At 70.3% G+C, this 17,529-nt stretch carries 13 protein-coding genes and 2 pseudogenes; 3 read left to right on the top strand and 12 right to left on the bottom strand.

Annotation, left to right across the window (positions count from 1 at the left end; translation table 11 throughout):
* Positions 1 to 89: 89 nt before the first annotated feature.
* From ftsH to dacB, 5 genes are all read right to left on the bottom strand, one after another.
* The gene (ftsH, locus tag ACF059_RS18770) at positions 90 to 2,105 is read right to left on the bottom strand and encodes an ATP-dependent zinc metalloprotease FtsH (RefSeq protein WP_361946639.1); all 2,016 of its coding nucleotides are present in this window, start codon (positions 2,103 to 2,105) and stop codon (positions 90 to 92) included.
* Between the two features lie 204 nt (positions 2,106 to 2,309).
* Positions 2,310 to 2,870, bottom strand: a complete 561-nt coding sequence (gene hpt / locus ACF059_RS18775) for a hypoxanthine phosphoribosyltransferase (protein ID WP_030010907.1) — start codon at positions 2,868 to 2,870, stop codon at positions 2,310 to 2,312.
* 66 nt (positions 2,871 to 2,936) lie between these two features.
* Positions 2,937 to 4,004: a tRNA lysidine(34) synthetase TilS gene (tilS, locus tag ACF059_RS18780; RefSeq protein WP_361946635.1), complete on the bottom strand. Its 1,068-nt coding sequence runs from the start codon at positions 4,002 to 4,004 to the stop codon at positions 2,937 to 2,939.
* Positions 4,005 to 4,180: 176 nt separating this feature from the next.
* On the bottom strand, positions 4,181 to 5,326 hold the full coding sequence (locus tag ACF059_RS18785) for a zinc-dependent metalloprotease (protein ID WP_392058316.1): 1,146 nt from the start codon (positions 5,324 to 5,326) through the stop codon (positions 4,181 to 4,183).
* A gap of 56 nt (positions 5,327 to 5,382) precedes the next feature.
* Positions 5,383 to 6,852, bottom strand: coding sequence for a D-alanyl-D-alanine carboxypeptidase/D-alanyl-D-alanine-endopeptidase (dacB, locus tag ACF059_RS18790; RefSeq protein ID WP_392058319.1), 1,470 nt, complete (start codon positions 6,850 to 6,852; stop codon positions 5,383 to 5,385).
* Between the two features lie 142 nt (positions 6,853 to 6,994).
* On the opposite strand from dacB, the gene ACF059_RS18795 reads away from it, so the two are divergent.
* Both ACF059_RS18795 and ACF059_RS18800 read left to right on the top strand, forming a co-directional pair.
* On the top strand, positions 6,995 to 7,489 hold the full coding sequence (locus ACF059_RS18795; protein ID WP_008742522.1) for an inorganic diphosphatase: 495 nt from the start codon (positions 6,995 to 6,997) through the stop codon (positions 7,487 to 7,489).
* A gap of 199 nt (positions 7,490 to 7,688) precedes the next feature.
* Positions 7,689 to 9,332, top strand: coding sequence for a threonine/serine exporter ThrE family protein (locus ACF059_RS18800; RefSeq protein ID WP_392058322.1), 1,644 nt, complete (start codon positions 7,689 to 7,691; stop codon positions 9,330 to 9,332).
* A 72-nt stretch (positions 9,333 to 9,404) separates the two neighbouring features.
* Here the strand turns inward: ACF059_RS18800 and ACF059_RS18805 are convergent.
* From ACF059_RS18805 to ACF059_RS18830, 6 genes and pseudogenes are all read right to left on the bottom strand, one after another.
* Positions 9,405 to 10,076, bottom strand: a pseudogene (locus tag ACF059_RS18805) (VTT domain-containing protein); the annotation flags it as partial.
* A 129-nt stretch (positions 10,077 to 10,205) separates the two neighbouring features.
* Positions 10,206 to 10,964 carry a MerR family transcriptional regulator gene (locus ACF059_RS18810; RefSeq protein WP_392058325.1) on the bottom strand — a complete coding sequence of 253 codons (759 nt, stop codon included), beginning with the start codon at positions 10,962 to 10,964 and terminating at the stop codon, positions 10,206 to 10,208.
* Positions 10,965 to 11,042: 78 nt separating this feature from the next.
* Positions 11,043 to 11,555: a DinB family protein gene (locus ACF059_RS18815; RefSeq protein WP_392058328.1), complete on the bottom strand. Its 513-nt coding sequence runs from the start codon at positions 11,553 to 11,555 to the stop codon at positions 11,043 to 11,045.
* Between the two features lie 120 nt (positions 11,556 to 11,675).
* Positions 11,676 to 13,757, bottom strand: a pseudogene (mrdA, locus tag ACF059_RS18820) (penicillin-binding protein 2); the annotation flags it as partial.
* A gap of 40 nt (positions 13,758 to 13,797) precedes the next feature.
* The gene (locus tag ACF059_RS18825; RefSeq protein WP_392058331.1) at positions 13,798 to 15,255 is read right to left on the bottom strand and encodes an aldehyde dehydrogenase family protein; all 1,458 of its coding nucleotides are present in this window, start codon (positions 15,253 to 15,255) and stop codon (positions 13,798 to 13,800) included.
* A gap of 86 nt (positions 15,256 to 15,341) precedes the next feature.
* On the bottom strand, positions 15,342 to 16,202 hold the full coding sequence (locus ACF059_RS18830) for a helix-turn-helix domain-containing protein (protein WP_392058334.1): 861 nt from the start codon (positions 16,200 to 16,202) through the stop codon (positions 15,342 to 15,344).
* Between the two features lie 387 nt (positions 16,203 to 16,589).
* Here ACF059_RS18830 and ACF059_RS18835 point away from each other — a divergent pair, with 387 nt between their 5' ends.
* Entirely contained in the window at positions 16,590 to 17,099 is a 510-nt protein-coding gene (locus ACF059_RS18835) for an ATP-binding protein (protein ID WP_360894994.1), read from the top strand.
* 130 nt (positions 17,100 to 17,229) lie between these two features.
* Here the strand turns inward: ACF059_RS18835 and ACF059_RS18840 are convergent, their stop codons facing one another.
* Positions 17,230 to 17,475: a DUF397 domain-containing protein gene (locus ACF059_RS18840; RefSeq protein ID WP_361946608.1), complete on the bottom strand. Its 246-nt coding sequence runs from the start codon at positions 17,473 to 17,475 to the stop codon at positions 17,230 to 17,232.
* Positions 17,476 to 17,529 lie beyond the last annotated feature (54 nt).

The following is a 17,529-nucleotide window of genomic DNA, read 5'->3' on the forward strand; positions in this document are numbered from 1 at the left end:
GCGCTCACGGCCGGTGAAAAAAGGGCCGCGCCCCCCAGGCTAGAACCTGGGGGGCGCGGCTTCCATTCCGGGTGTGCGCAGGTCACGGACTAGTCCGTGAGCTCCTCCGGGGCGGCCTCGGGGGCCTTCTCCACCGACACGGCCGTGGTGCCGTTGGCCGCGTTCGTCAGCTGGAGCTCCTTGGGAGAGAGCACCGGCGGACGGGTGGAGGGGGTGCGGCGGGCGGAACCGGTCCACGCGGGGCGGGCCGGACGCTTCACGATCGTGGAGAAGATCTCGGCGATCTGCTCCTTGTTCAGCGTTTCCTTCTCCAGCAGCGCGAGGACCAGGTTGTCGAGGACGTCGCGGTTCTCGACGAGGATCTCCCAGGCCTCGTTGTGCGCGGTCTCGATGAGCTTCTTGACCTCTTCGTCGACCAGCGCCGCGACCTCTTCCGAGTAGTCCCGCGGGTGCGCCATCTCGCGCCCGAGGAACGGCTCGGTGTTGTCGCCGCCGAACTTGATCGCACCGAGACGCTCGGTCATGCCGTACTGCGTGACCATGGCCCGCGCCGTGGCGGTGGCCTTCTCGATGTCGTTCGCCGCGCCCGTCGTCGGGTCGTGGAAGACCAGCTCCTCGGCCGCGCGCCCGCCCAGCATGTACGCCAGCTGGTCGAGCATCTCGTTGCGCGTGGTCGAGTACTTGTCCTCGTCGGGCAGGACCATGGTGTAACCCAGGGCCCGGCCGCGGGACAGGATCGTGATCTTGTGGACCGGGTCGGAGTTCGGGGAGGCCGCCGCGACCAGGGCGTGTCCGCCCTCGTGGTACGCGGTGATCTTCTTTTCCTTGTCCGACATGATCCGGGTCCGCTTCTGCGGGCCCGCCACGACGCGGTCGATCGCCTCGTCCAGCGAGTGGTTGTCGATCAGCTTCTTGTCCGAGCGGGCCGTGAGGAGCGCGGCCTCGTTCAGGACGTTGGAGAGATCGGCACCGGTGAAGCCGGGCGTGCGACGGGCGACGGCGCCCAGGTCGACGTCCGGGGCGACCGGCTTGCCCTTCTGGTGGACCTTGAGGATCTCCAGACGGCCCTGCATGTCCGGGCGGTCGACCGCGATCTGCCGGTCGAAGCGGCCCGGGCGCAGCAGCGCCGGGTCGAGGATGTCCGGACGGTTCGTGGCGGCGATCAGGATGACGCCGCCCTTCACGTCGAAGCCGTCCATCTCGACCAGCAGCTGGTTGAGGGTCTGCTCGCGCTCGTCGTGACCGCCGCCGAGGCCCGCACCGCGGTGCCGGCCGACGGCGTCGATCTCGTCGACGAAGACGATCGCCGGGGCGTTGGCCTTGGCCTGCTCGAACAGGTCGCGGACACGCGAGGCACCGACACCGACGAACATCTCGACGAAGTCGGATCCGGAGATCGAGTAGAAGGGCACACCGGCCTCGCCCGCGACGGCACGCGCGAGCAGGGTCTTTCCGGTGCCGGGCGGGCCGTACAGCAGCACGCCCTTGGGGATCTTGGCGCCGACGGCCTGGAACTTCGCCGGCTCCTGGAGGAACTCCTTGATCTCGTGGAGTTCCTCGACGGCCTCGTCCGAGCCCGCGACATCGGCGAACGTGGTCTTCGGGGTGTCCTTGGTGATCAGCTTGGCCTTGGACTTCCCGAAGTTCATGACCCGGGAGCCGCCGCCCTGCATCTGGTTCATCAGGAACAGGAAGACAACGACGATGAGGACGAAGGGCAGGAGCGAGAGCAGCACGCTCAGGAACGGGCTGGTCTTGTCCGGGGTGACGGAGTATCCGTCGTGGATCTGACCGGCTTCGTACTTGGTCTGGAGGTTCTGGGCGAGCTGGACGCCCTGTTCCCCGATGTAGTTGGCCTGGAACTTGGTGCCGTCGTGCTTGCCGAGCTTCTGGCCTTCGCTCAGCTCGATCTTGATCATCTGGCTGTCGCCGGTGGTCAGCTTCGCTGTCTCCACCTGGCCACTGTTGATCGCCTTGATGACCTCGCTGGTGTCCACCGACTTGTAGCCGCCGCCGGAGCCGACGACATTCATCAACACGACCACGGCGAGGACGGCCAGCACGATCCACATGACCGGCCCACGGAAGTATCGCTTCACGTCCATCCATACGGGGCGCCAGGCACCCCGTCCCTCCTGCCCGTAGGTAAATGCTGCTGTGAGTAAAGACTGTTCTTCGGAATGTACCCCTGAATTGTCACCCGCGGCCTCGTGGGACGGCTGACAAACCCGCCTTCCCCTGCTCCAACGGCGGGAATCGCCCCCAGGTTCCCCGGAGCGCGCCGGTTGTTCCCGGGGGCGGCGGCGGGATCAGCCGCCGTAGACGTGCGGGGCGAGCGTGCCCACGAACGGCAGGTTGCGGTACTTCTCCGCGTAGTCGAGGCCGTAGCCCACGACGAACTCGTTCGGGATGTCGAAGCCGACCCACTTCACGTCGATCGCGACCTTCGCGGCCTCGGGCTTGCGCAGCAGCGTGACGACCTCCAGGGAGGCCGGCTGGCGGGAGCCCAGGTTCGACAGCAGCCAGGACAGCGTCAGGCCCGAGTCGATGATGTCCTCGACGATCAGGACGTGCTTGTCCTTGATGTCGGTGTCCAGGTCCTTGAGGATCCGCACCACGCCGGAGGACTGGGTCCCGGCGCCGTACGAGGACACCGCCATCCAGTCCATGGTGAGCGGGGTGGACAAGGCGCGCGCCAGGTCCGCCATCACCATCACGGCGCCCTTGAGCACACCGACGATGAGCAGGTCCTTGCCCGCGTACTCCGCGTCGATCTTCGCGGCCAGCTCCGCCAGCTTCGCGTCGATCTCTTCCTTGGTGATGAGCACCGACTGGAGGTCGTTGCCCATGTCCTTCTCGTCCACCCGCATCACTTTCGTTGTCGGCCGGGGCTCCGGGGGGTGCCCCCGGAGGACTCAGCCGTGTTTCAGCACCAATCAGCCCTGCCGGATGACAAGTCTGCCACCCTGCCGCTGGGCCTCCACCCTGCCGGGCAGGTTGATGGCGCCCTGACCGCGCCATCCGGTGATGAGCCGGTCGACTTCCTCGATGTGGCGGGCGAAGAGGGAGCCCGCGGGAGAGCCCGCGGCGACCACGGCCCTGCGCAGCACCCGGCGGCGGACGGCCGGGGGCAGGGCGTACAGCTTGGCGCACTCCAGCCGGCCGTCCGCGTCCCGTACCCCGGTCTCCGCCTCGGCGGCCCAGGCGTCCAGGGCGTCGGCGTCGTCGCGGGAGAGCTGGGCGGTGCGGGCCAGTGCCTCGACGACCCCCTTGCCCAGCGCCTTCTCCAGGGCGGGCAGTCCCTCGTGGCGCAGGCGGGAGCGGGTGTAGGCGGGGTCGATGTTGTGCGGGTCGTCCCAGACGGGGAGGGACTGGACCATGCAGGCCTTGCGGGCGGTCTGCCGGTCGATCTGGAGGAAGGGCCGGCGGTAGCGGTGACTGCGGCCGGGTCCTCCGCTGACCTCCGCCATGCCGGAGAGCGAGCGGATGCCCGAGCCGCGGGCGAGGCCCAGCAGGACGGTTTCGGCTTGATCGTCCCGGGTGTGGCCGAGCAGCACGGCGGCGGCGCCGAGCCGGTCCGCGGCCTCGTCCAGGGCTCCGTAGCGGGCGTCGCGGGCGGCGGCCTCGGGTCCGCCGTCGCGGCCGACGCGCACGGCTACGGACTCCACCGGATCCAGGCGGAGCGCGGTCATGCGGGTGACGACCTCGGCGGCACGCAGGTCGGAGCCGACCTGGAGCCCGTGGTCGACGGTGATGCCGCCGGCGCGGATGCCGAGCTTGGGGGCCTCGAAGGCGAGGGCCGAGGCGAGGGCCATGGAGTCGGCGCCGCCGGAACAGGCGACGAGCACCAGGGGCGGGGTGCCGGCCGCGGTGCGGGGGCCGGCGCCGGGGGCGGCCCCGGACCGGGTCCGGGAGTCGGTGGGATCGGTGAGATCGGTGAGGACGTCGTGGAGTACGCGGCGGACCGCCAGGCGTATCGCCGCGACCGCTGGATGGGGACCCATGTCCGGTGCCCTTCGATGGAGTTCGGAGTTCGGATGCCGCGAGGCTTGCTCGGATCGAGATGTCACTCAGAGTGCGTTGATGGTGACAGAACCGAGCCGTTCCCCGAGCATCGCACGCCCTTCATGCGCTCACGGTCCCTCGGACGGGTGACGCTGCTTCCCCCAGAGGGACATGTTTACGCCTCTTCTCCCGGCGCCTTGCGGTGCACGCGGGCGACCCAGTCCGCGGGCTTGGCGATCTCGGCCCTGGTCGGCAGCGTGTTCGGGGAGGTCCACACCCGGTTGAAGCCGTCCATCCCGACCTGGTCGACGACGGCCCGCACGAAACGCTCGCCGTCGCGGTACTGGCGCAGCTTGGCGTCGAGGCCGAGGAGCTTGCGCAGGGCGACGTCGAGGCGGCCCGCGCCGCTGGCCCGGCGCTGCTGGAACTTCTCGCGGATCTCGGCGACCGAGGGCACCACCTCGGGGCCGACCCCGTCCATGACGAAGTCGGCGTGCCCCTCCAGCAGGGACATGACGGCGGTGAGCCGGCCGAGGATCTCGCGCTGCTCGGGGGTCTGCACCAGCTCGACGAGGGAGCGCCCCTCCTCCCCCCGCTCCGCGTCGGGGCGGGCGCCGGCGAAGGACTGGGCGGCGTCCCGGATGCGCTCCAGGATGGTCATCGGGTCGACCTCGGTGGCGCCGAGGAACGTCTGGATTTCGCCTTCGAGGTGGTCGCGGAGCCACGGGACGGCCGTGAACTGCGTACGGTGCGTCTCCTCGTGCAGGCAGACCCACAGCCGGAAGTCGTGCGGGTTCACCTCCAGCTCGCGCTCGACGTGCACGATGTTGGGCGCGACGAGCAGCAGCCGCCCTCCCCCGGCCGAGGCCGGCAGCTCGCGGGAGGCCGGCGCGAAGGTCTCGTACTGGCCGAGGACCCGGGAGGACAGGAAACTCAGCAGCATGCCCAGCTCGACGCCGGTGACCTTGCCGCCGACCGCGCCGAACACGGCCCCGCCGGGGGTGCCCGCGCGGCGCTCCTGCATCTTGCCGAGGAGCGGCTGGAGCAGCTCGCGGAAGCCGGCCACGTTGGCCTTGACCCAGCCGGCCCGGTCCACGACGAGGACGGGCGTGTCGGGGGCGGTGACCCCGTCGGGCAGCAGGCCGATCATCCGGGTGAACTCGCGTACGTGCCGTTCCGAGGTCCTGGCGTACCCGCGCAGCTCCGCGACGACGGCCCGGGCTTCGTCCCGGGTGACCTCCGGGCCGGGCCGCACCAGCCGGGTCGCGGTCGCCACCGCGAGGTTCCAGTCGACCATCTCCGCACCACTGATGCTCGTCATGCGTCAACGGTACGTGGACCGGGCGTCCGGCGGACCCCCTGCGGCCGGGTCCTGCCCTACGGTGTGGCCGCGACGGCCGCGGCCAGCCTGTCGAGGGCCCGCTCGGCGCCCTCGGGCCCGGGGCTGTTCGCGGTCAGGAAGGCGAAGGCGAGGACGCGGCCCGAACGGTCGACGACGGTTCCGGCGAGGGAGTTCACGCCGGTCAGGGTGCCGGTCTTGGCGCGGATGAGGCCCGCGGCCGGCGAGGTGCCGGCGTTGCGGGCGCGCAGCGTGCCGGTGAATCCGGCGACGGGCAGTCCGGTGAGGACCGGCCTCAGCTCCGGGCGCTGGGGGTCGGCGGCCTTGGTGAGCAGTCCGGTCAGCAGCCCGGCGCTGACCTTGTCGGCGCGGCCCAGGCCGCTGCCGTCGGCGAAGCGGGAGCCGGCCACGTCGACGCCGAGGGCGGCGAGCCGGGCGGTGACGGCCTTCTCGGCGCCCTCGAAGCTCGCGGGCTGGCCGGAGGCGAGGGCGGTGTGCCGGGCGAGGGCTTCGGCGATGTCGTTGTCGCTGTTGGTCAGCATCCGCTCGACCAGTCCGGCCACCGGGGTGGAGAGGGTCGCGGCCAGCGGCTGGGCGCCCGCGGCGGCCTTGGCCCGGGCCGGTTCGCCGGTGACCTTGATGCCGCGTTCGGCGAGGAGGGTGCCGAAGGCGCGGGCCGCGTCCTCGGAGGGGGTCTCGGTCCGTTCCACGGGCCCGGAGGCCGAGTCATCGGGGCGCCCCTCGTCGGCCGTCAGCGCGGTCACGGGGGCGATGTTGGGGTTGTCGCCGATGGGGTGGCGGACGGGGCCGGTGTAGAGGCTGTCGTCGTAGCCCAGGGTCACGGTGTCGGTGCCGGCGGCCTTGAGGGCCCGGGCGGTGTCCGCGGCGAGGACGATCAGGCTGCCGCCGGCACCGGCGGGGCCCTTCTTCTTGGCGGTGAGGGAGGGATCGCCGCCGCCGACCAGGACGATCTGTCCGGGGCCCGCGCCGGGCACGACGGTGGTCCGGATCCGGTGCTCGGGCCCGAGGGCGGCCAGCGCCGCGGCCGCCGTGGCGATCTTGATGGTGGAGGCGGGGGTCATCGGGTCGCTCGCGCCGGTCTCGAACAGCACCTGCCCGGTGGCGGTGTCGACGACGGAGGCGGTACGGACGGTGCCGAGGGCGGAATCGGCCAGCAGCGGCTTCAGGGCCGCGGCGAGGCCCTCGGAGCCGTCGGCGGCCTGCGGGGCCGCGGGCTGCGTGCGCGGGGCTCCGGGGCCGATCGCGCCGAGCACCCCGGGGGCGCTGGGGGCGGCCTGCGGCAGGGGGCCGGCACCGTGATCTGCGCCACCCGTACGGCCCCAGGAGGCGGCGCTGACCCGCTCGGCCTTACGCTGGCCGGAGTCCCAGGGACCGGCGGCGGCCGCCACTGCCACCGACAGGGCCAGGCCGGCGACGGCCGAACCCGCGATGAGCTGCCACGTCTTGACCAATGGCACCTCGGACCAGCCCCTTTCGCGATCACACATATGCGTGAGGGACACTTAACCACTGCGTCTTGCCGCGAGCATGGCACCCACCCCGCTGGGGTGGGCCGGACGCGCGCGTATTGAATCAAATGCGGTCCCGAGGCGATTCGGACCGCTGAAGCTGATCATGGAGGAGCAGGACGTGGAGTTCGACGTCACCATCGAGATCCCCAAGGGTTCGCGGAACAAGTACGAGGTGGACCACGAGACCGGCCGGATCCGTCTGGACCGTCGCCTCTTCACCTCGACCAGCTACCCGGCCGACTACGGCTTCGTCGAGAACACCCTCGGCGAGGACGGCGACCCGCTGGACGCGCTGGTCATCCTTGACGAGCCGACCTTCCCGGGCTGCCTGATCAAGTGCCGCGCCATCGGCATGTTCCGCATGACGGACGAGGCGGGCGGCGACGACAAGCTGCTGTGCGTGCCGGCCTCCGACCCGCGTGTCGAGCACCTGCGCGACATCCACCACGTGTCCGAGTTCGACCGCCTGGAGATCCAGCACTTCTTCGAGGTCTACAAGGACCTGGAGCCGGGCAAGTCGGTCGAGGGCGCGAACTGGGTCGGCCGCACCGAGGCCGAGGCCGAGATCGAGGCCTCGTACAAGCGCCTGGAGGCGCAGGGCGGCCACCACTAGGCTCCGCCGGTGAGCGGGGTCGGCGGGATCCGACCCCGCCCCTATCGGCATGACAGCGGGCGGTACCCCCGACGGGGGTGCCGCCCGCTGCGCGTCGTCCGGGGCCGCGCGCCGCGCACGGCCGCCGCGGCCCGCTTTGGCCACGGATGAAACGGTTCCGCATACTGATACTCCGGGTGATCACGAACTGGAGGGGCGCGTGGCGGAGGCCGATGGGGCAGAGGACAGGAAGCCCCAGTCCGACGAGGCGCACAGCGCCTTCACGCCGCCGCCCGGGATGGAGCCGGAGGTCCCCGACGAGGACCAGCCCACCTCGGAATTCGCCCGTCCGGCAGGCGCCGAGCCGCCCCACCTGGAGCCCGGGGGCTCGGCCTTCGCGACGCCGGCCACCTACAGCGCCGCGCACTCCCCGCCCGCCTACACCCCCGGCCACGGCTTCCCCGTCGCCAAGCTGACGGAGTCCCCCTGGCAGGACCGCATGCGCACGATGCTGCGCATGCCGGTCGACGTGCGTCCCGTACCGGACCTCGTGCAGCGGCCGAGCGAGACCGGGCCCGCCGTGGGCCGCGTGCTCGACCTGACCCTGCGCATCGGCGAGCTGTTGCTCTCGGGCGGCGAGGGGTCCGAGGACGTGGAGGCCGCGATGTTCGCCGTGGCCCGCTCGTACGGGCTGGACCGGTGCGAGCCGACCGTCACGTTCACGATGCTGTCGATCACCCACCAGCCCTCCCTGGTCGACCACCCGGTCTCCGCGAACCGGACCGTACGCCGCCGCGGCACCGACTACACCCGCCTGGCGGCCGTGTACCGGCTGGTGGCCGACCTCAGCACCCCCGAGACCGACGTCTCGCTGGAGGAGGCCTACCGGCGCCTCGCGGAGATCCGCCGCAACCGGCACCCGTACCCCACCTGGGTGCTCACCGCCGCCGCCGGACTGCTCGCGGGGGCCGCCTCCGTCCTGGTCGGCGGCGGGGTGATCGTCTTCTTCGCGGCGGCCCTCGGGGCGGTCCTCGGGGACCGGCTGGCGTGGCTGAGCGCCGGGCGCGGGCTGCCGGAGTTCTACCAGTTCGTCGTCGCCGCGATGCCGCCCGCCGCGTTCGGGGTCGCGCTCAAGCTCGCCGAGATCGAGGACATCAAGGCCTCCGCGGTGATCACCGGCGGGCTGTTCGCGCTGCTGCCCGGGCGGGCCCTGGTCGCGGCCGTCCAGGACGGTCTGACCGGCTACTACATCACCGCGTCCGCCCGGCTGCTGGAGGTCATGTACCTCTTCATCGGCATCATCATGGGCGTGCTGGTCGTGCTCTACCTCGGGCTCCAGCTGGGCGCCTCCCCCAAACCGGAGGAGGTCCTCCAGATCACCCAGCGGCCGCTGATCCAGATCGCGGCCTCGATGGCGCTGGTGTTCACCTTCGCCATCCTGCTCCAGCAGGAGCGCTCCACCGTCTGGATAGTGACCCTCAACGGCGGAGTGGCGTGGGTGACCTTCGGGGCCCTGCACTACGCGGGCGGGATCCCTCCCGTGCCGTCCACCGCCGTCGCGGCCGGGCTGGTGGGCCTCTTCGGGCAGCTCTTCTCCCGCTACCGCTTCGCGTCCGCGCTGCCGTACGTGACGGCCGCGATCGGGCCGCTGCTGCCCGGCTCGGCGACCTACTACGGGCTGCTGCTCATCGCCGAGGACCGGCTGAACGAGGGGCTCGGCTCTCTCGTGAACGCCGCGGCCATCGCCCTGGCCATCGCGATCGGGGTCAACCTGGGGTCGGAGACCTCCCGGCTGTTCATGCGCATCCCGGGGGCCGCGAGCGCCGCCAAGCGCGGCGCCGCGAAGCGGACCCGCGGCTACTAGCCTGCGGCCGGGGCCGGGGCTGCGCCCCGTGCCCCCGCCTCACCACCTCTAGCGCTTGGCGTGGCGGCCGCGCTGCGGGCCCGCCTCCTCGGCCGCGCCGACGGCCGCGGCACCGGCGCCGGCCGCCTTGCCCTCCTTGCGGGCCTTGAGGACCTCGAAGATCACCGGGATGACCGACAGGAGCACGATGCCCACGAGGATCGCCTCGACGTTGGTCTTGATGAACTCGATCTGTCCGAGCCAGTAACCCGCGACCGTGACGCCCGCGCCCCAGCCGATGCCGCCGATGATGTTGTACGTCAGGAAGGTGCGGTACTTCATCGAGCCGGCGCCCGCGACCATCGGCGCGAAGGTGCGGATGATCGGCACGAAGCGGGCGAGCACGATGGCCTTCGGGCCGTGCTTGTCCATGAACTCGTGCGCCTTGTCGAGGTTCTCCCGCTTGAAGAGCTTCGACTTCGGCCGGTTGAAGATCTTCGGCCCGAAGAACTTGCCGATCAGGTACCCGACCTGGTCACCGATGATCGCGGCGGCCACGATCAGGGTGCAGACCAGCCACAGCGGCTGCTTGATGTACTGCCCGTCCGCGACCAGCAGACCCGCCGTGAACAGCAGGGAGTCGCCCGGCAGGAAGGCGAAGAGGCCCGACTCCGCGAAGACGATGACCAGGATGCCGATCAGGCCGAAGTGCGAGATCAGATAGTCCGGGGTGAGCCACTCAGGGCCGAGCGCAAGCGTATACACGGGTTCCGGGCTCTCCTGGATCAGGGGGTGTGCGGCGGGGCGGGCGGTTTCAATTATCAACGCACACGACCCCCGCCCGGTTCCAGGGACCGGACGGGGGCCGTGTGCGGCCTTCCGCTCGCGCCGCGCCTACGCCTTGCGCACCGCGTTGGCGAGGATCGCGTCCCGCAGGTGCTCGGCGAAGCCCGGCTTCATCGCGTCGTAGTGCTGCTTGAACCGCTCGTCCGACACGTACATCCCGCCGAGACCCGTGTGGATCTCGTACGAGCAGTCGTAGAACCACGTGCTGATGTGCCGGCGGTGCTCCTCGGCCAGGTCCATCGCGCGCTCGCCGTCCGCGGGCTCGCCCGCCTCCAGGAGGGCCGTGTACCGGGCCCCCCAGTCGGCGGCCTCGTCCTGGATCCGCTTCCAGTCGTCCTTCGTGTAGGACGCGGTCCTGCGCTGGGACTGCGCGTAGGCCTCGGTGGCGCCCCAGCGCTCCTCGACCTCCTGCGCGTACTGCTCCGGGTCGTTGTCCCCGAAGACCTCGAACCTCTCCTCGGGCGTGAGGTTGATGCCCATCTTCTTCGCCTCCATGGCGTGCTCAACGGCCTTGGCCATCTGCTGGAGCCGGGCGATCCGGTCGGTCAGCAGGGCGTGCTGCCGGCGCAGATGCTCCCGCGGATCCGATTCCGGGTCGTCCAGCAGGACCGCGACCTCGTCGAGGGGGAAGCCGAGCTCCCGGTAGAACAGGATCCGCTGCAGCCGGTCCAGGTCGGCGTCGTCGTACCGCCGGTGACCTGCGTGGCTGCGGCCGCTCGGGGAGAGCAGGCCGATCTCGTCGTAGTGGTGCAGGGTCCGCACCGTGACTCCGGCGAATCCGGCGACCTGGCCCACGGAGTAGCCCATCGCTTCCGCTCCTCTGGTTGGGTACGCCCTTCACTGTGGTCCCTCACGCCGCGTGAGGTGCAAGTCCCCGCCGGAGGGTCAGCCCATCGCCTTGGTGCCGTCGAGGGACTCGCGCACGATGTCCGCGTGGCCGGCGTGCCGGGCGAACTCCTCCACCAGGTGCAGGAGCATCCAGCGCATCGAGACCTTCCCGTCCTTGGGGAACCAGGGCGCCGGCGGCAGCGGGAAGGTGTCGTCCAGGCTGGGGACGGCGGCGATGAAGGCCTCCGTCTCCTGGCGGACCTCGTCCCAGAACGCCAGCACCGCCGGGACGGACTCGTTCTCGACCAGGCGGAACATCTCGTCCCGGGTCTCCTGCGTACGGTGGCGCTCGTTCGGCCGCTGCTGCGCCATACGCAGCCAGGCCAGCTCGACCTCCGCCACGTGCTTGAGCACCCCGGACAGGGTCAGCTCGCTGGCGCTGGGGCGGCTCGCGGCCTGCTCCTCGCTCAGGCCGAGCAGGCTTTCGCGGATCGCCGTGCGCTGGGCCTCGACGAAGGACAGGAGCGTGCCGCGCTCGTCGCCGGGAACCTCGGTGGAAATCTGGGCCATGACCAACCGCCTCATGCGTGTGGGGTGTTGCCCCCGGACGGGGGCTTCTTCCTGACACCTCACACGCTACAAACCATTGCGGTCAGATCCTGTCCTCGATCTGTTTTTCGGCCGTCAGTTGGCGGAGATCTCCCCATCCGGGCGGATCGCCGGCAGGGCGGTGGCGGGCTGGGGGAGCAGGGCCTTGGACAGGTCCTGCTTCCCCGTCGGGTCGAGCCCGTACATCGCCTCGTAGATCTTGCGGACCGCCGGTCCGGAGGCGCCGGAGCCGGTGCCGCCCTGGGAGATCGTCATGATGATCGCGTAGTCCTCGGTGTACGAGGCGAACCACGAGGTCGTCTGCTTGCCCTGGACCTCCGCCGTGCCCGTCTTGGCGTGCATCGGGATCTGCTTCTGCGGCCAGCCGCCGAAGCGCCAGGCGGCGCTGCCGTTGGTGGCCACGCCGGCGAGGGCCTCGTCGATGTCGTCGCGGGTCTTCTCGTCCATCGGGAGCTTGCCCCGCACCTTGGGCGCGATCTCCTGGACGGACGTCCCGTCGGCGCTGACGATGGCCTTGCCGACGCTGGGCTGGTGGAGGGTGCCGCCGTTGGCGATGGCCGCGTAGACGGAGGCCATCTGGACCGGGGTGACCAGGGTGTCGCCCTGCCCGATGGAGTAGTTGATCGCGTCGCCCTCGCGCAGCTGGTTGCCCTGGCGGCAGTTCTCGTAGGCGATCTTCTCGGCGAAGGTGCCGTTCTTCTTGCCGTCGCGGCACCAGGCGGCCTTGTTCGCCTCGAAGAAGTCCTGCTTCCACTTGCGGTCGGGGATCCGGCCGGTGACCTCGTTGGGCAGGTCGATGCCGGTGGCCTTGCCCAGGCCGAACTCGTGGGCGGTCTTGAAGAACCAGTCGTTGGGGGGCTTCTTCGGGTTGATCCCGCCGTCCTTCTTCCACTCCTGGTCCGCGATGGAGTAGTAGACGGTGTCGCAGGAGACCTCCAGGGCCCGCCCGATGGTGATGTCGCCGTGGCCCTGGGACTCGAAGTTCGTGAAGGTCTGGTTGCCGACCGAGTACGAGCTGGGGCAGGGGTAGCGGTTGTTGAACGGGTACCCGGCGTTGACCGCGGCAGTGGAGGTGACCACCTTGAAGATGGAGCCGGGCGCCGCCTGGGCCTGGATCGCCCGGTTCAGGAGCGGATAGTTCGACTCCTTGTCGGTGAGCCCCGCGTAGTCCTTGGCGGAGATGCCGCCCACCCAGGCGTTCGGGTCGTAGGTCGGGTTCGAGGCCATCGCCACGACGCGGCCGGTCTTGGTCTCCATCACCACGACGGCGCCCGAGTCGGCCTCGTAGTTCCTGCGGGTGTTCTTGTCGTACGTCTTGCGGGCCTCGACCATCGCGTTGTTCAGCTCGCGCTCGGCGACCGCCTGCACCCGGGAGTCGATCGAGGTCACGACGTTCGAGCCGGGCTGCGCCGGGTCCGTCTGCCCCTGCCCGATGACCCGGCCCAGGTTGTCCACCTCGTAGCGGGTGATGCCGGCCTTTCCGCGCAGCTCCTTGTCGTACGTGCGCTCCAGGCCGGAGCGGCCGACCTGGTCGGAGCGCAGGTACGGGGAGTCGGACTTCTTGGCCTTGGCGATCTCCTCGTCGGTGACCGGCGAGAGGTAGCCCAGCACCTGGGAGGTGTTGGCCTGGTCCGGGGCCGCGTACCGGCGCAGGGCGGTCGCCTCGGCCGTGATGCCCGGGAAGTCCTCGGGGTGCTCGCGGATCTGCAGGGCCTGCTCGGTGGTGGCCTCGTCACTCACCGGGATCGGCTGGTAGGGGGAGCCGTTCCAGCAGGGCTGCTTGGTCTTGGCGTCGCAGAGCCGGACCTTGTCGATGACCTCCTGGGCGTCCATGCCCAGCACCTCGGCGAGGCGGGTCAGGACGGACCGGCCCTTGTCCTTCATCGTGAGCAGCTCGGTACGGCTGGCGGAGACCACGAGGTGGGTCGCGTTGTCGGCCAGCGGGACCCCGCGCGCGTCGAGGATCGAGCCGCGCACGGCGGGCTGGACGACCTGCTGGACGTGGTTGTTCTTCGCCTCGTCGGTGTACTCCTGGCCATTGCGTATCTGGAGGTACCAGAGGCGTCCGCCCAGGGTGAGCAGCAGCGAGAAGACCACGATCTGGATGACGACGAGCCGGTTCTGGACCCGAGGGGTCCGGCCGGTCTCCGGTATGTTGCTCAACTTGCTCTCCCCCGGACGCATGCCGTACGCCCGGCTGAGTCTAGAACGGGAAGTGGGTCCGCCCGTGCTGCACCGAGATCCACTTCTGGGTGGTGAAGGCGTCGACCGTGGCCTCGCCGTTCAGACGGCCCAGGCCGGAGGCCTTCTCGCCGCCGAAAGCGGCCAGGGGCTCGTCCCCGATCGTGGAGTCGTTGACGTGGATCATGCCCGTCTCGATCCGCTGGGCGAAGCGCACGCCCCGCTCCACGTCCCGGGTGTGCACGGCGCCGCTCAGCCCGTACGGGGTCGCGTTGGTCAGCCGTACGGCCTCGTCCTCGCCGTCGAAGACCACCAGCAGGGCCACCGGGCCGAAGATCTCCTGACCCAGCAGCGGGGAGTCCTCCGGGAGGCCGGCCAGGACGGTCGGCTCGACGAGGTTGCCGCGCGTAGAGCCCCGTACGAGCGCCTGCGCGCCCTCTTCCATGGCCCGGTCCACGAGCGCGGTCAGGGCGTCGGCCTGGAAGGAGTTGATCAGCGGGCCGATGTGGGTGTCGGCGTCGTGCGGGTCGCCCGTCCTCAGGCCGCGCACGCGGGCGGTGAACTTCTCCGTGAACTCCTCGGCGACGGAGGCGTCGACCAGGATCCGGTTGGCGGCCATGCAGACCTGGCCCTGGTAGACGAAGCGGCTGAAGACGGCCGCCTCCACCGCGTAGTCCAGGTCGGCGTCGTCGAGGACGACGAGCGCGCTGTTGCCGCTGAGCTCCAGGACCGTGCGCTTGAAGTGGCGCGCGGCGACGGCCCCGACGTGCCGGCCGACCCGGTCCGATCCCGCGAAGGAGATGACCTTGGGGACGGGGTGGGTCAGGAGCGCGTCGCCTATCTCGGCGATGTCGGTGACGAGGACGTTCAGCAGACCGGCGGGCAGTCCGGCGTCCTCGAAGATCTTGGCGATGACGCCGCCGCCGACCACGGGCGCGTTCTGGTTCGGCTTGATCACGACCGCGTTGCCCAGCGCCAGGGCGGGGGCGACCGACTTCAGGGTGACCAGGAAGGGGAAGTTGAAGGGGCTGATCACGGTGACCACGCCCACGGGCAGGCGCTGGACCCGGTTCTCCTTGCCCTCGACCGGCGAGGCCAGGATCCGGCCCTCGGGCCGGACGGCGAGCTGGATGGACTCGCGGAGGAACTCCTTGCCGAGGTGGACCTCGTACTCGGCCTTGGGACGGGTCCCGCCGAGCTCGTCGATCATCGCCTCGATGATCTCCTTCTCGCGGAGCTCGGTGATCCGCAGGGCGCGCTCCAGGACCGCGCGTCTCGTGTAGGGGCTGGTGGCGGCCCATTCCCTCTGGGCGCGCTCGGCGCCGCGGTAGGCCTGGTCCACCTGCTCGACGGTGGCCACGGTGATGGCCGCGAGCTTCTCCCCGTTGTACGGGTTCACGTCGATGATGTCCCACGAACCGTTGCCGGCCAGCCATTCGCCGTCGATGTACTGGTGAGCCAGGTCGCTGAATATGGACATGCCATCCCTTACTGCGAGCGCGCACCCGTGCGCTGCACCGGAGACCGATCGGTCATGCACTGATCAGGCGTCATACTACGTGCGAATCAAGACAGTTGGAGCAGGCCACGAAGAAGATCCCTGGTCCTGTCCGCGTCAGGGCAGTCGGCCTGGAGGCGCTCCATCGCCCGCCCGTACTGCCCCACTTCCTCGTCCTTGTCCAGGTAGAGGGCGCTGGTGAGCTGTTCCAGATAGACGATGTCCTGGAGGTCGGACTCGGGGAAGCGCAGCAGGGTGAAGGCTCCGCTCTCGCCCGCGTGGCCGCCGAAGGAGAAGGGCATCACCTGGAGCTGCACGTTGGGCCGCTGGGAGACCTCGATGAGGTGCTCCAGCTGACCACGCATGACCTCGCGGTCGCCGTACGGGCGGCGCAGGGCGGCCTCGTCGAGGACGGCGTGGAAGACCGGGGCGTTCTCGGAGACGAGGACCTTCTGCCGCTCCAGGCGCAGGGCCACGCGGCGGTCGATCTCGGCGGCGGTGGCGCCGGGCATGCCGCGGCTGACGACGGCGTGGGCGTAGGCCTCGGTCTGCAACAGACCGTGGACGAACTGGACTTCATAGATCCGGATGAGCGACGCGGCGCCCTCCAGACCGATGTACGTCTGGAACCAGCCGGGCAGCACGTCGCCGTAACTGTGCCACCAGCCCGTCGCGTTGGCCTCGCGGACCAGCCCCAGGAGCGACTCGCGCTCGGTGCTGTCCGTGACTCCGTAGAGCGTGAGGAGGTCCTCGACGTCTCTGGCCTTGAAGCTCACCCTTCCCAACTCCAAGCGGCTGATCTTCGATTCGGATGCGCGGATCGAGTAGCCGGCCGCCTCACGGGTGATGCCGCGGGATTCTCGGAGTCGCCTGAGCTGGGAGCCCAGCAGGATGCGGCGCACCACAGAACCGCTTGCCTCTGCGGTCACTAGTACTGCCCTCCCCATCGCGTGGATGTGCGCGTGGCGTGCGCGTGTGCTCCCCCGTAGCCTCCGGCACGGCTCCCCGGTGGGGGAAGTCCGTACCCAGAGGCCGCAGTCTGCCACCAAAACGCATCGGCCCGTACTCGTTCTGTAACGGAATCCGGCCTCCGGGAAAAGAAGTGCGCAGGGATGCGTAGGAAGAAATGAGCAAGAACCGTCACGGGAGCGGACAGGTCCGGCGCGTGCACGTGCATCTGCCCTTGCATCCGGCTCCGCCATTCGGAACGATGGTCCCCGCGCACCTGCGTGCTCTTAGCGCCGGAGCCGGACCACCCCGCAGTTCTTTCTGGACGGAGTTGACCGCTCCGCCCGCGAATCCCGGGAGTGCCTCGCATGGGGACGAATGGATCGACCATGCTCGAGCCGTTACGGCAGGGGCTGCCCCCGGTCGACCCCACGGCCGTCTCCGGGTCCGCCTCATGCGCCCTGCCCGCCCGTTACGAGGCGGTGCGGGGAGCGCGCTCCTTCTGCCGGTCGACCCTGTCCCAGTGGGGTCTCGACGACCGCTTCGACGACGTGGCCCTGGTCGTCTCCGAACTCGTCACCAACGCGCTGCGCCACGCCCTGCCGGACGACGCGCGGGGCGCGGACGCCGAGTCGGAGCCGTCGGTACGGCTGCACCTGATGCGGTGGAGCACCCGGCTGGTGTGCGCGGTGCGCGACCCGAGCGAGGACCGGCCCGGCGGGGCGTTCTCCCCGGAGCGCACCGAGGAGAACATCGACCTGGAGTCCGGCCGCGGGCTCTTCCTGGTGGACTCCTACAGCGACAGCTGGGGCTGGCACCCGCTCGCGGGGCGGCTGACCGGGAAGGTGGTCTGGGCGCTGTTCCTGCTCCAGGACTGAACCGCGGCGGGGGCGGGGGCCGGAGCACGGAACGCACTCGGAGCGACGCACCACGACGACTGGCCGGGACCGATCATTGCGATCAGTCCCGGCCAGTGCACGTGCATGGCTTGATGGATGCGCTGTTCCCTCAGCCGATCAAGTGATCGAACTCGCCGTCCTTGACGCCCAGGAGCAGGGCCTCTATCTCGGCCGGCGTGTAGACGAGCGCCGGTCCGTCGGGGAAGCGCGAATTGCGCATCGCCACCTCGCCCCCCGGCAGCTTGGCGAACTCCACGCAGGAACCCTGCGAGTTGCTGTGTCTGCTCTTCTGCCACGTCAGCTCATACAAGGAAGCGAGCTCGGCACCTGCCATCCCGTTGTACGCGTGGTCCACAGGAAGCCCCCGATAGTGCAGATGTCAACTCCACCGGATCATAGCTGTGTTCAC

The organism is Streptomyces sp. NPDC016562, assembly GCF_043076955.1.
GTDB lineage: Bacteria > Actinomycetota > Actinomycetes > Streptomycetales > Streptomycetaceae > Streptomyces.